We start from the raw sequence: 13,149 nt of genomic DNA, 5'->3' as shown, positions 1-13,149 counted from the left end.
TTATCTATTCTGAACTTCTTCACCAACAGGGCTACTAATGCTTCCGCAGAATCTTTTAATGCAAAGGTTAAGGCTTTCAGAGCAACTTCCAGAGGAGTAAGAGATATCAAATTCTTCTTATTCAGACTTTCTAAAATATATGCCTAAAATCATTCCCCCCAACTTTTCCGCTTGATCCATGACATCGCCCTATCACAAATTTTGATGAGCTCTTCAAGTGCTATTAATTCACCACTAAACTTATCACGAATCATCCCTCATGGTTCCAAGAACCAAATCTTTCAGCGTAAATAAATTAGCAATTGCCTCGCCCATGGTATTATTGAAATAAGTATACACTGTTTTTCCTTCTGCCATCCATTCCCGGATATAATCGGCGTATTCAGACATTAAATCATCCTGATAACTTCCCTTGTAACTCCCTCCAGGCCCGTGGAAACGCAAGTACACAAAGTTGAGATCTGTATCCAGCATTGGAGTACTGGCAGGTAGCTTATCCTGTATCACCATTCCCAAACCATATTCTTCAAGCAAGCGATAAACCTGCTCGCAATACAAAGACACATGGCGAAACTCCAGAGCGATATTCCAGTCACCATCTTCATCACATTCACGCAGACAAGCCATTAATAAAGCCAGCTGACTTAAGTTTGCAATACGTACACCAGGGGGAAACTGCACCAGCAAACACCCCTTTTTATCTCCTGCCAAAGAAATAACCTGCATAAAATGTTTTACAGATTCAGGATCAAAAGCAAGTCCCTTATTGTGTGTGATCATCTTAGGAAGTTTAAAGGTAAATCTAAAATTTTCCGGAACATCCTTAGCCCATTTCGCAACAGTTGAACCCATTGGTATTTTGTAAAAAGAACTATTGATCTCAATACTGTTCATCATCGAAGAATAAAAACATAACCTGCTTTCCTCTTTAAATTCCTCCGGATAAAAAAGCTTATTGCGCACCGGCAACAGCAAGCCACTGGTACCTGAATAGTAAGCAGGATCATTATTTATTCCCATAACAACAAAACCTAAAATAGATCACCCCAATAATTAACAGATAAAAACGTTATTAATTATACCACATTAAAAGCTAACAATATGGAAAATCAACAAGATAATTCAGCTTCAATCCAAAATAAAAAGTTCACTGAAGCGCTTTTAGAAAAATCAGCCGGGCTAAAAGTGAAAACTGCAAAAGTCAATGAAAAACTCCAGGAGCTTAAAAAGCAGACAGAAAACCTGCTTCATATCAAAAACGACCAAAATCCAGGCTCATAACTCAGACAATTTACCACACCAACATCGATCCGCTCAGGGCTCATTTAATGGCGGAAAATATTCGGTCCCAGGATTGGTTCCATCAGAATTGATGCCTAAATCTTCATCCTCATGACCAGTAGCTCCATCTCTATTCAACTCCTGCTCAAGCGGATACAAATTAGAACTTTGCTGAACACCATCTAAATTAACATCAGTACCAGCCGGTCCGGAAACCTGGTCAACAACAACATCTTTAATCCCCTGGGTAAAATCATCTTTCCCAACAACACCATAATGCTCAGCATTTAAATTAAAATCTTCCATATTCATCCTATATAAAATTGGTTAATCTCAACTAAACACACTCCAGGAAATAATGTTTTAAAACGTACTAACTGTCCCATTAAAACACGATATAACCCAAAAAGCAAACACCTATATTACACATACCAGCCTTGCGAAAGCAAAGCACAATCCTGTAAAACAGACAACTGACTAATGTTATCAGCCAGCTGTAAGTATTTCTTCCAGTTCATCTAAAAAGCTGATTTGCCTCGAATTGATAAGTGGTCTCGCCTGATCCAGAGAAAACCAATTTCCTCTATCAACCTCTGGAAAATCCACAACTTTCCCAGATCCAGGTGGCCACTCCAAGGCGAAAGTATTACAGATCATACTTAAAGGATTTAAATCTCCAGCTACCGCCCAACAATGCACAACTTTTCCAGCTTTCTGTACAATCGACTTCAACTCCTTAAAATCACCTGCCGGTGAATAACCAGTTTCCTCATAAAATTCACGCAAAGCAGTAGATATCAATTCCTCCTGTCCTACAGGTTCCCCCTTAGGAATTGTCCAGTAGCCCTTATCCTTATTTCGAAAAAAAGGTCCACCAGGATGAACCAAAAATACTTCAGGTAATTCAGCAGTCATGCGATATAGTAATATTCCCGCACTGATAGATTTCATAAAGCTAATTATAAGGTCAAATACCAATCCAACATACAGACCAGATAATTGTTTAAACAGCTAACATCACTGCTAAATAAACATCCAGGTCAATCAGATTACTTAGATCAAAAAATCAGGCAAAAGCGCATATCAAATACTTCCATAAAGTTCCTTTTTATCAAGTAATCACGCAGCCCTCTCAATTGTTCAGCAAATCATTAAAAACACTATACAAACTCAGTAAAACCCACTCTTTTCAAACCATTCCATCAGAAACACGTTTAAATAATAAGCATTTCTACAGGAAACCACTTCCTGCAGTTAAACAATTAACAAAAAGAGAGGAACTCAGATGAATACAAATAAAACACATTTTACAGTAGGCATAGGTGCATCAGCAGGCGGACTAGAATCTTTGGTTGAATTTTTCCAGCACATCCCAGCAAAACTCAACATCGCTTTTATCGTAGTCACCCACCTGCACCGTGACCACAAAAGCATTTTAGATAAACTATTAAAAACAGACGCCAAACTTCCAGTATCCAGAGTCGAGAAAGATATAAAAATAGAACCCGGGAACATCTACGTACTCATTGAAAATTCACAACTGCAAATCGAAGACAGCGGACTCAAAGTCAAAACCCGCGATAAAAAAATCCTGAACTTCTCGATCGATATCTTTTTCGAATCCCTGGCTGCAGATTTCGCAGACAAGGCTGTCGGCATTATCCTCTCCGGAGGCGGTAATGACGGACTGGAAGGCGCTCAAGCCATTTCTAAAGCCGGCGGACTGATATTAGTACAAGACCCACTTTCTGCAAAGGCAGACGGAATGCCAAACTCCATCATTGGACATGATCATCCATCAGCAGTCCTGCGTCCAGGCGAACTAGCAGAAAAACTCGTTGAGTGGTGTCAACCAGCCCCGATAGAAAAACGCCCGTAAAAATAAAAGGCAGAGGAGAAAAGATAAAAAACTACTATCCAAAACCATCAGATAAAGAGCTAAAGAAAGATTAGCAGTTTCTTTAGCCACAACTATAAAAGCTACCCACCCTTTTAAACCTAAACTTTTTTTATTAATTGAACATGGAACAGACAACAACAGCAGACATTCAGCATCGGTTTATAGAAGCGGCAGGTATTCGTTTTCATTTCCTTGAAAGTGGGAAAGGCCCTACCATTGTTCTTATAGCTGGATTTCCACAAAGTTCTTATGCCTGGAGACATGTAATTCCATTACTTGCAAAACAATACAAAGTCATAGCCATAGATTTGCCGGGACAAGGTGATTCAGATAAACCTGCAGATGGTTACGACACTAAAACAACGGCAGAAAGAGTTTATGCCCTATTAGATAAATTGGGTGAAACAAATTACGTATTTGTAGGCCATGATATCGGTTCATGGGTAGGTTATGCGTTTGCGCATGCCTATGAAAAATCTTTAAGAGGGCTTGTTTTGCTGGATGGTAATATTCCCGGTGTTACACTTCAGCCTACAATTACCCTTGGAGCAGACAACTGGCGAAACTGGCATTTTCTATTTAATCCAATTGCTGACCTCCCGGAGATCTTATTTCAAGGCCGCGAACGAATTTTAATCGAATGGTTTTTTAACCACAAAACAGCAAACTTCGTTAAGACCTTCAAAAAGGAAGATATTGATGAATATGAACGTGTTTATGCTGGTTTAGGTAGTATGAGAGGGATGCTTGGGTATTATCGCGCGGTACTGCAAGATATGGAACAAAATAAATCCTTGAAGGAAGTCAAATTGACCGTTCCCGTACTTGCTCTGGGCGGTGATGTTGGAAGCGCACCTGACTTACATGATCGTATGGAGCCATTGGCAAATGTTTTATATGGTGGCTTAATAGAAAACAGTGGACATTACATTCCAGAGGAACAACCCGCTGCACTGGTTCAGGAGATCATTAGCTTTATCAATAAGCTTTAATTGCGAGGCATTTCAATTTATATCAACAGTCTTCATGTTTACTAGTAAAATCTTAATAGGAAAAGGGTATTATCTATACGGGATTTTTCCATAGAGGTTCAGCCTTTAGAACTTGTTCATAGATGATGCAGCTTTTCACATGAGCCCCCAGGAGAACTCCAATGCTCATCAAAAATTCATTCACTATTTCACCACCGGTAAACCGGAAAGTCTTTTTAAAAAGCTTCACCCACTCTTCTTTACTTTTAGGATGATTTTCACGTATCCATTCTTCAAAGGAACCGAATTCTCCTTGAGGAGATAAAATAGTTTTCGCATTTTCTATGGCCGCATTGATCTTAAGACGGTTACGGATAATGCCCGGATCATTCATCAAACGAAGCCTGTCCTGATCCGTATAAATTGCTACTTTTTTCAGCTCAAAGTTGTCATAGGCTCTTCGGAAATTATTCTGCTTTTTCAGGATTGTCTCCCAACTTAATCCTGCTTGATTAATCTCCAGGATTAGTCTTGCAAAAAGTTCGTTGTCATCATGGATAGGGAAACCGTATTGAAGATCATGGTAAGCTTTATGCAAGGCTTTTTTGTGATCAGGCAAGTATTCGATGAGGGTGCAATATGACATGCTAATATTTTAATTTTATAAGTTATAATCGCTAAATTGCGTTAGTATTTTCAATGACATATATAGATGTCAAATAATCGATAGGCTTCAAGACTTCGGTCTCTAAACCGGAAAGTATCATTTAATTCTGGCAATTCAGCCTCAATAGGTTCTATACATAAATCGAGGGTTTCGGATAGTCGTATTGCTATACCAATACTTAAACTAACAACCTTTTCACTCCAACTGATCAAATCAGAATTACTTTTCATCTTTTGAGAATAGTTTTCTATATAAATATTCTGATTAGCGACAGGAATTGAATGAAACTCCTCCGTATTTGAAATGTAATCCACGAAATCAACCAGGCTGAAATCTGTTCTTAGTAGAAAAAGAAGTTGATGAGCCGATACTATATGCGGTTCAAAGCTCAATCCTTTCAACTCGGCACTTTTTAAGCTAATCACCGTAAATGGCCATGATCCGGACGATGGCATAAAAAGCCTCATCCTTTCAATTAAAGTTTCAATATTTTGACATGATTTCATGTTATCCCAGGGGTTATTTAATAGGTATCAAAGCGAGTTCCTATGAATCTCATCTTTAATAATTTGCACAATGATTTTCATCTGCGCATTACTTTTCGTTGTTCTGCATATCAGGTTCCCACCTTCCATCAAGGCAAAAACCATCACTGCAAACTTCCTGGAGTCCCAGTCGGCTTTAAATTCTCCCGCTGCGATACCCGTATCAACAATTTCTTTCAGTTCTTGCAGAACTTCTTTGATCATGCTACTTACTTTGTCAGCAATGATTGGGCTGGTATCGTCTGCTTCCATGCCAAAATTCAGCATCGGACAGCCTCCAAAAACAGGGTGATTAAGAGGGTCACTGAATAAATTCAGGAACCCGATAATCTTACCTTTTGCAGTTTTGTGCTTGTTAATAATCTTATTGCTTATGTCTTTCAAGATTTGCATATTATGATCAACAGCGGCGTAAGACAGGTCTTCTTTATTTTCAAAGTGTACATAAAGACTTCCTTTAGCAAGCTTGGTTGCTTCCATGATATCGGTCATCACTGTTCCAGATATGCCTTTGGTATTAAAAATAGGCGCCGATTTTTCAATAATGAATTGTCTTGTTTTTTCTGCTTTAGTCATTAGAATATTCGTTATAGTTTCTATTTAATCCTCATCCCGCCATCAAGTAACAGTTCGCTACCAAGCATATATTTAGAATCGTCAGATGCCAAATACAAAAATCCTTCTGCGATTTCTTCAGGTTTTGCCATTCTACCAATGACCGTTGTCGCGCTTACAATCACTTTCAAATCTTCTATCTGCTCTTTTGTAGCACCACCGCGTTTCATAATAGGAGTTTCTACCGGACCAGGGGAAATAATATTCACGCGAATACCTCTATCGGCCAATTCAGTTGAAAACGCTTTGGCAAGTGAATATACTGCGGCTTTCGTAGCTGAGTACACAGACACGCCCCCTACCCCCATTTCACTTGAAGCAGAAGATGTAAGAATTATGGAGGCACCATCATTGAGATAAGGCAATGCTTTTTGAACAGAAAAAAACACACCTTTGAAATTAATGTCAGTGGCCTGATCGAACTGTTCTTCAGTGAAGTCGATCAATGTGCCTGATATGTACACACCAGCATTTACCACAAGTACGTCGATTTTGCCAAAGCTATCACTAACTTTTTTGTATTGAGCATCCAGGGTTTTAATTTCTGATACATCGCTGACAATCCCAATTGCACCGTTACCGATTTCTTTTACGGCATCATCAATAGTTTTCTTATCGCGGCCTGTTATTGCAACTTTAGCACCATTCTCAGTAAATAATATGGCTGTAGCTAAACCAATTCCGCTGTTACCGCCGGTAACAACCGCTACTTTATTTTCTAATTTTCTCATGGTATTAATTCTTGTTATAAACTGTAGCAATATGGATGAGTAGTCTCGTTGATTGTTCCTGTTTTCAGAAATGCTTTGATTCAAATTATCAACAGGACAAATATAAATGACCTTTTGGTCATATTTTCATTATACGAATATTAAATATTAAGAACAATTCATCTTTACAGCCCACTGACAAAACAATTAATCTGAAAATGATATAAGAATTTAAATATCAGATACTTAAATTTTAAAAAAGTAAGTTATCACAATTAACATTTGAACAATATCGCAAGCCGTAATTGACTAAATGGTCAATTATGGCTTGCGATATTGTATTGCTATCTAAAAAAAGTACTTGTTAGATGTTCTTCCGACTACTAAAATATTTATTTCCCCTATTTTATTTCCGAAGTGGTTACACCAAATTTTTGCTTAAAGGAGAAATAGAAATGGGACAGATTCTCAAAGCCCAGATCCAAATAAATATCAGCAGGTTTTTGTTTTTTCTGCTTAATTCTGTAATAAGCTTCATCCAGACGTTTTTCCCGTAACCAGTGTTTAGGTGTAGTACCGAATATTTTAGTAAAATCACGTTTAAATCCCGAAAGACTACGCCCTGTGAGTTTAGCAAAAGACTCTACTGGAACATTAAACATATAATTTTGATTCATAAATTCTTCCAAATCAATTTTATAGGGTTCAGAAAAATCAAATAGGATGGATTTAAAATCAGGATTGCATTGTAAAAGTAGTTCTATAGCTTCCCTGATTTTTAAATCTGCCAATCTTGGTGTGGCTTCTTTTTTCTTATTAATGTACGGGGTTAATGAGATAAAATAATTCCTGAGAAAATCATTCGGTTCAAAAAACATCTTTTGTTTGCTATCATATCTTTTTTCCACAATGATCTTATTTTCAATCGCATACTGTTGCAAAGTTTCTTTATCAAGAGTAATAGAAACAAACTGATATTTCCCAATTTTAGATGGATATTTAATAGTCCGTATCAATTGATTTTTCCTCACCAGCACAATATTGTTTTCGATGACTACTGCATTTCCCTGTGCATGGAATGCATGCGTCTCCCCAGACAATTGAAAACCCAAAAAATGTTCAGGTATAAACTCTTCATGCCCCTGGTACTTTTCAAAAGCGCAAGAGTAAACTAGCTTGTCAAATATTATTTCATTACTTCCCGCCATATCTTTAATTTCTAGGAGAAACTGCCAGCACTTGCAATTTCTTTATCCTGCTCAGGTGATCCACCTGATGAAGCTATCGCACCAATGATATTTCCACCTTTGTTTTTGATAACCACACCACCTGCAATAGTAAGCAAACCTTCATTGGAATTGATCATTCCATATCCATTTCTATCAGCCCCCGCAATAATGGTACCCATAACATCGCTGTCTACACCAAACATTACAGCTGTTCTTGCTTTCTTAACAGCAAAGTCAATAACTCCGTAAACACTGTCCAGTCTTGCAAAAGAAACTAAGTGTCCTCCTGTATCTACCACCGCAATACTTACTGGAATATTTAACTCTTTTGCCTTTTCAATTGCAGCATCCATTGTTTTTACTGCTTCTTTATAGGTTATATTCATCTTATTTAATTGTAAAAAAGAATGTACAGCTTATTCAGCTGTGCATTCTTGATTGAATTTAGCTTTTTGTTGCCCACGCTTCCGCTTGCAGTTGTTTTACATATTCTTCCGTTTCTTTTGGATGTACATTTCTGAAGTTGGAATTATCATCCAATGCCACCTCTACGATTGTATCTGCCATTGACTGCGGATCTAACTGATTTGCCAATGCTTTAGTAGTACCATCGAATACAGATGAAGGTGTAAAATTAACTTCAGGATCATACCAGCGGGCAATCGAATCGACACCGCGGTCATTAAAACCAGTATCAAATACACCAGGATTACAGGTTGCAATTTTAATATTGAAAGATGCTAACTCTGTTCTCAAACCTTCTGCTATTGCTTCTAATGCATGTTTAGATGCACAATAAGCTGCAACATAAGGCACTGTCCACAAACCACCCATTGAAGATGTAAATACAATTTTACCTGCTTTTTTTTCTGCTACAAATTTCTTAATAAAACCCTGCGCCAAGTTCAATGCTCCAAAGACATTCACGTCAAACATATCACGGATCAAATCCAGTGGTTGTTCTGCAATAGGTCCGCCTTCCATGATTCCCGCATTACTGATTAATACATCTATATCATACTTTTCATGTATGTAAGCAATATCGCGGGGGTTAGTAACATCAAGTTTATCAACTGTAAGTTCTATTCTCTGCTCCTTCGCCTCTCGTATTAAGTCACTCATTTGTGGATAAACTTGTGCAGTAGCAATTACTTTATGTCCTCTTCTGGCCAACTCAAATGTAGCTATCTTACCAAAACCACTTGCAGCTCCTGTAATTAAAATTGTTTTGCTCATTTTTTATAGTTTAAAATTATAAAGTAAAGTTGGCCGTATTGAGCATATAATTTATTCTTGAAAAGTTCAAATATATATTGGTGTAAAGTCCATTATATAGGGTTAGAATCCTGGCAGGATCACAAAAAGCTTTACAGAAACACTACAACCTCATCTTTTCTTATGGATGGGAAACCTTTTTCCATAGCTGAGCTGCCTCCATATCCATTCCACCGGCCCATAATTATAACGGCTTAACCACCATTTACTAAAGCCAACCTGAATACTAAAAATCAGCAGTGCTATACCTATATAAAACCAGTATGGCTTAGTATTGAATATACCTAAACCTACATTTAAAAAAATGAAAGATGCCAGTATACTTTGCATCATGTAATTAGTAAGTGTCATTTTACCCATGGCCTGCAAACTAGTAAAGAAACGCTGCATTTTTCCGTTCAGATAAAGCCAGCAAATACCGCATAAAATGCAAATCATAGTGCTAAGGGTAATCCAGTAATAAGGCTTAAACCAATTAAAGAAATCCGGATTTGCTTTCTGGATAAAAGATTGTGCTACATTAGACGCGACAGAAAACAGAAGCGTAGCAAAAAACACAATTTTCAATTGTTTTTTAAATTCCCCCAGACGGTTAAAAAAATCTATCCGCTGGGCAGCAAATCCTAGCAGCATGCAGGCCAGCATAATCATATGTGCGATAATTGCATATCCCGGATTGATCATTTCGGTATAGTATGTACCTTTCAGGTTCATTACGAAAAGATCTATCCAGTTATGGCTATAGTATAAGTGCATAAAATGAGATTTTGCCTCATCGTGGTTATATAATTTCAAATAAGATATATAAGCGGCAGCAAAGGGTACCAGTAACACCATTGCAACAACGACCCAAAGAATGGTTTTAGTGGATTGTTTGCGAAATAACAATAAGACAAATCCTAAAAGGGCATAATCCTTCAGCACATCACCAAACCAGAAGGCAGAATTGGTAAAGGCAAGTATCAGCAGCCAGAACATTCGCCGGCAAAAGAACGGTACCGGATTCTTGCCTTTAGCCACCACATTATTCATTACTAAAGCAAAGCCATAACCAAACAGTAAACTCAGCATGGTCCATGATTTGGCAGCTACTACATAACCAATAAAATATTGCAGGAAAGTAGAAATTACATTGGGAGCATGCTCGATTTTATTCCCAGCCTCAGCAAAGTGGTCGTAATTTCCAATCACAACGCCAATGATGGCCCAACCACGTAAGCTATCTAAAATGACGGTACGGTTAGTTGCAGGAGTCGGTTGTACAGCTATTTTCTCCATAATCTTTTAACAGCTTAATTTAAACATGATTAAATATTAGCAAATTATATTAATAATATTGCAAATGACACCATACTTTTACACAACAAAATTTCAATAGAAATTCGTCTGATTCATGATAAAGAAAAACAAGATATATCTGGATTTTTTACATTCAAAAAAATTCGGCGTAAGCAGTATATCCTACAGGAAGGCGATATATGCAGAAACCTCGTGTTTATAATCTCGAGAGAAGATTATGAATAGCATCAAGTAAGTAAAATACTTGTCCTGGATCAACAAAATTACTTGTTCCAGATCAATATTTACTGATATTCAAGTACGATAACTTTGCAGTGCACATTTAAATATTTATAAAAATGGATAGAATTGCATTAGTAGTAGGTGCCACCGGCCTTACCGGAGCTAGTTTAACACAAGAACTTGTTGCTGACGGATGGCAAACATTTGGCCTGGCACGAAAACCAAAAACCAGTAATGATGGTGTCCACTTAATAACAGCCGATCTTTTAGATCAGGACAAACTAAAGGAAGCTCTGAAGAATATCAATCCAACTCATGTATTTATTACAACCTGGATGCGAAAAGACACTGAAGCGGAAAATATTTTGTTTAATGGCAGTATGGTACGTAACCTGTTGGAAGTGCTGTCAGAAAAAAAAACAGTTGAACATGTAGCTTTAGTAACTGGGCTTAAGCATTATTTAGGCCCATTTGAAGCTTTTGCTTCGAAAGACAACTTCATCGTCACTCCTCTTAGAGAAGAACAACCAAGACTCAGCTTTCCAAATTTCTATTATGCACAAGAAGATGAGGTTTACAATGCTGCTCAACGCGATGGCTTTAGCTGGAGTATACATAGACCACATACGGTAATAGGGAAAGCGGTTGGAAATCTCATGAATATGGGCACAACTCTTGCCGTGTACGCAAGCATTTGTAAACACAAAGGACAGAAATTCATCTGGCCTGGTTCAGAAGCGCAGTGGAACGGCATTTCAGATGTGACTGATGCTGGTTTATTAGCTAAACAACTCATTTGGGCTGCCACCACTAAAGAAGCTAAGAACAAAGCTTTTAACGTTGTAAACGGAGATATATTTAGATGGAACTGGCTGTGGGAGCGTATTGCTAAATACTTTGACATTGAATCTGAAGGGTTTAAAGGATCGGCGAAAGTGCTTGAGAAACAAATGCGTGACGATAATATAGTATGGGATGCACTTGTAAAACGTCATGGTTTGGAAGAAAACAGTTTATATCAGTTGGCTTCTCCATGGCATACTGATCTTGATTTAGGAAGGCCAATAGAAGTTATGACTGATATGTCAAATAGCAGAAGATTAGGGTTCAGAGAATATCAGAATACAGAAGAATCATTTATGAATTTATTTGATCGGCTTCGGGAGGAAAAGATCATTCCTTAATATTTGAGACTAATTTCGACGAAATACTATTTAAATTAAAACCAGGCTTTATCTTGCAATATGCAATATAAAGCCTGGTAAGTTTATTTTTCAACCTATCTCCCCTATTGGGTCATTATTTTAAAATGGTATCACAAATTTCATTCAACAGGTCTTGTCTCATTTTTGAATTCCTTTGATCCAGAAGTATGATGATACCCCAATTTTTAATTCTATTGTAACATATAATCGATGATTGCCCCATAGAATCACCTGATTTTAAATAAAGTGTATTATTGTCATCTGTCCCAATATTTAGTCCTAATCCCAGTTCTCTATTTTTATCTTTATAGCATATTTTTTCAGTAATTACCGCAGCCTTTCCTACTGCAGTTTTTTCATTTAAGACTGCTTTTAAATAGGTAACCATATCAGAAGCATTAGATTTTACTAATCCTGCAGGTGCTGTAATATTCCACTTAAAGAATTCCTGAATGCCGCCTTCAGGATTATGAGCAGTTGTCCTGTTTTTTACGTTAAAGTCTTTCGTTAATGTATTTGACATCTTTAACGGTTTAATTATTTTCTCCCTGATAATTTCATCATAACTCTTGCCATACACTTTTTCTAGTATTTGCCCTAGTAAAGTATAACCAATCGTAGAATAACGGTATTTCCCGTGATCTTTAAGGTCAGTACAATTATTGATTATCGCAGTCAGCGTTTCTATAGTTACATTGTTTACAGGCTGTTGCGGATTTAGTTCTATTAACTTTGCAAAATCTATATCTGGCAAACCAGATTGATGAGACGCCAGGTCTGAAATTTTTATTTTGTTCTTAAGGTTTTCATGTAATACAAACGCTTTCGGAAGGAAACCGTCGATGTAATCATCCGTTTTAATTTTATGCTCAACTACAGCTTGCGCAATCAAATTCGAGGTTAAAATTTTAGTGATAGATGCGATTTCGAATAGGGAATTTTTATCAATTTTGATTTGACTTTCTACATTCAAATTGCCATAAGCTGTATAGTATTCTTCATTATTTTTGATAAAACCAACGCTAATACCCACGTCAGGATTTTTTTTGTAATTATCTTTTATTAATGAATCAATTCTTTTCGGGATGTCTTGTCCAAACGAAACGTTGCTTACTAATAATAGCGCTGCTAAAAATTTTAATGAGGTTCTCATTGTATCGGGTTTTAGATTAAAAATTATTTCGATACAAATATGTTGAAGTGATCAAGATTATGCGACCGAGTAAAAGT

The 13,149-nt window shown here is 37.2% G+C and carries 17 protein-coding genes; 5 read left to right on the top strand and 12 right to left on the bottom strand.

Annotated elements, in window-relative coordinates:
• Nucleotides 1-6: 6 nt before the first annotated feature.
• Complete coding sequence (locus ABIB30_RS20765; RefSeq protein WP_354304961.1) at nt 7-147, top strand: transposase; 141 nt, start codon at nt 7-9, stop codon at nt 145-147.
• Between the two features lie 96 nt (nt 148-243).
• Here the strand turns inward: ABIB30_RS20765 and ABIB30_RS20760 are convergent, their stop codons facing one another.
• Nucleotides 244-1,020, bottom strand: a complete 777-nt coding sequence (locus ABIB30_RS20760; protein WP_354304960.1) for a DUF72 domain-containing protein — start codon at nt 1,018-1,020, stop codon at nt 244-246.
• Between the two features lie 81 nt (nt 1,021-1,101).
• Here ABIB30_RS20760 and ABIB30_RS20755 point away from each other — a divergent pair, with 81 nt between their 5' ends.
• Nucleotides 1,102-1,281: a hypothetical protein gene (locus ABIB30_RS20755; protein ID WP_354304959.1), complete on the top strand. Its 180-nt coding sequence runs from the start codon at nt 1,102-1,104 to the stop codon at nt 1,279-1,281.
• Between the two features lie 33 nt (nt 1,282-1,314).
• Here ABIB30_RS20755 and ABIB30_RS20750 read toward each other — a convergent pair whose 3' ends face one another.
• A complete protein-coding gene (locus ABIB30_RS20750; RefSeq protein WP_354304958.1) occupies nt 1,315-1,587 on the bottom strand; it encodes a hypothetical protein in 273 nt (90 codons plus the stop codon).
• Between the two features lie 180 nt (nt 1,588-1,767).
• Complete coding sequence (locus tag ABIB30_RS20745; RefSeq protein ID WP_354304957.1) at nt 1,768-2,232, bottom strand: NUDIX hydrolase; 465 nt, start codon at nt 2,230-2,232, stop codon at nt 1,768-1,770.
• Between the two features lie 334 nt (nt 2,233-2,566).
• Here ABIB30_RS20745 and ABIB30_RS20740 point away from each other — a divergent pair, with 334 nt between their 5' ends.
• Nucleotides 2,567-3,160: a chemotaxis protein CheB gene (locus tag ABIB30_RS20740; protein ID WP_354304956.1), complete on the top strand. Its 594-nt coding sequence runs from the start codon at nt 2,567-2,569 to the stop codon at nt 3,158-3,160.
• A gap of 143 nt (nt 3,161-3,303) precedes the next feature.
• Complete coding sequence (locus ABIB30_RS20735) at nt 3,304-4,173, top strand: alpha/beta fold hydrolase (protein ID WP_354304955.1); 870 nt, start codon at nt 3,304-3,306, stop codon at nt 4,171-4,173.
• A 73-nt stretch (nt 4,174-4,246) separates the two neighbouring features.
• Here ABIB30_RS20735 and ABIB30_RS20730 read toward each other — a convergent pair whose 3' ends face one another.
• The 8 genes from ABIB30_RS20730 to ABIB30_RS20695 all read right to left on the bottom strand — a co-directional run bounded on the left by ABIB30_RS20730 (nt 4,247) and on the right by ABIB30_RS20695 (nt 10,471).
• Nucleotides 4,247-4,798: a DNA-3-methyladenine glycosylase I gene (locus ABIB30_RS20730; RefSeq protein WP_354304954.1), complete on the bottom strand. Its 552-nt coding sequence runs from the start codon at nt 4,796-4,798 to the stop codon at nt 4,247-4,249.
• 50 nt (nt 4,799-4,848) lie between these two features.
• Nucleotides 4,849-5,325 carry a hypothetical protein gene (locus ABIB30_RS20725; protein WP_354304953.1) on the bottom strand — a complete coding sequence of 159 codons (477 nt, stop codon included), beginning with the start codon at nt 5,323-5,325 and terminating at the stop codon, nt 4,849-4,851.
• 27 nt (nt 5,326-5,352) lie between these two features.
• The gene (locus ABIB30_RS20720; protein WP_354304952.1) at nt 5,353-5,940 is read right to left on the bottom strand and encodes a TetR/AcrR family transcriptional regulator; all 588 of its coding nucleotides are present in this window, start codon (nt 5,938-5,940) and stop codon (nt 5,353-5,355) included.
• A 20-nt stretch (nt 5,941-5,960) separates the two neighbouring features.
• On the bottom strand, nt 5,961-6,710 hold the full coding sequence (locus ABIB30_RS20715; RefSeq protein ID WP_354304951.1) for an SDR family oxidoreductase: 750 nt from the start codon (nt 6,708-6,710) through the stop codon (nt 5,961-5,963).
• Between the two features lie 380 nt (nt 6,711-7,090).
• Entirely contained in the window at nt 7,091-7,897 is an 807-nt protein-coding gene (locus ABIB30_RS20710; protein ID WP_354304950.1) for a helix-turn-helix domain-containing protein, read from the bottom strand.
• An 11-nt stretch (nt 7,898-7,908) separates the two neighbouring features.
• Nucleotides 7,909-8,304 (bottom strand): GlcG/HbpS family heme-binding protein, encoded by a 396-nt coding sequence (locus tag ABIB30_RS20705; protein WP_354304949.1) that lies wholly within the window; start codon nt 8,302-8,304, stop codon nt 7,909-7,911.
• 58 nt (nt 8,305-8,362) lie between these two features.
• Nucleotides 8,363-9,154 carry an SDR family oxidoreductase gene (locus ABIB30_RS20700; protein WP_354304948.1) on the bottom strand — a complete coding sequence of 264 codons (792 nt, stop codon included), beginning with the start codon at nt 9,152-9,154 and terminating at the stop codon, nt 8,363-8,365.
• Nucleotides 9,155-9,304: 150 nt separating this feature from the next.
• Nucleotides 9,305-10,471 (bottom strand): DUF418 domain-containing protein, encoded by a 1,167-nt coding sequence (locus ABIB30_RS20695; protein WP_354304947.1) that lies wholly within the window; start codon nt 10,469-10,471, stop codon nt 9,305-9,307.
• A gap of 359 nt (nt 10,472-10,830) precedes the next feature.
• Here ABIB30_RS20695 and ABIB30_RS20690 point away from each other — a divergent pair, with 359 nt between their 5' ends.
• On the top strand, nt 10,831-11,898 hold the full coding sequence (locus tag ABIB30_RS20690; protein WP_354304946.1) for an SDR family oxidoreductase: 1,068 nt from the start codon (nt 10,831-10,833) through the stop codon (nt 11,896-11,898).
• A gap of 115 nt (nt 11,899-12,013) precedes the next feature.
• Here ABIB30_RS20690 and ABIB30_RS20685 read toward each other — a convergent pair whose 3' ends face one another.
• Nucleotides 12,014-13,072 carry a serine hydrolase domain-containing protein gene (locus tag ABIB30_RS20685; protein ID WP_354304945.1) on the bottom strand — a complete coding sequence of 353 codons (1,059 nt, stop codon included), beginning with the start codon at nt 13,070-13,072 and terminating at the stop codon, nt 12,014-12,016.
• Between the last annotated feature and the right edge of the window lie 77 nt (nt 13,073-13,149).

The organism is Pedobacter sp. UYP1 (genome assembly GCF_040547305.1).
Taxonomy (GTDB): Bacteria; Bacteroidota; Bacteroidia; order Sphingobacteriales; family Sphingobacteriaceae; genus Pedobacter.
This window is presented reverse-complemented; position numbering and strand designations above follow the sequence as displayed.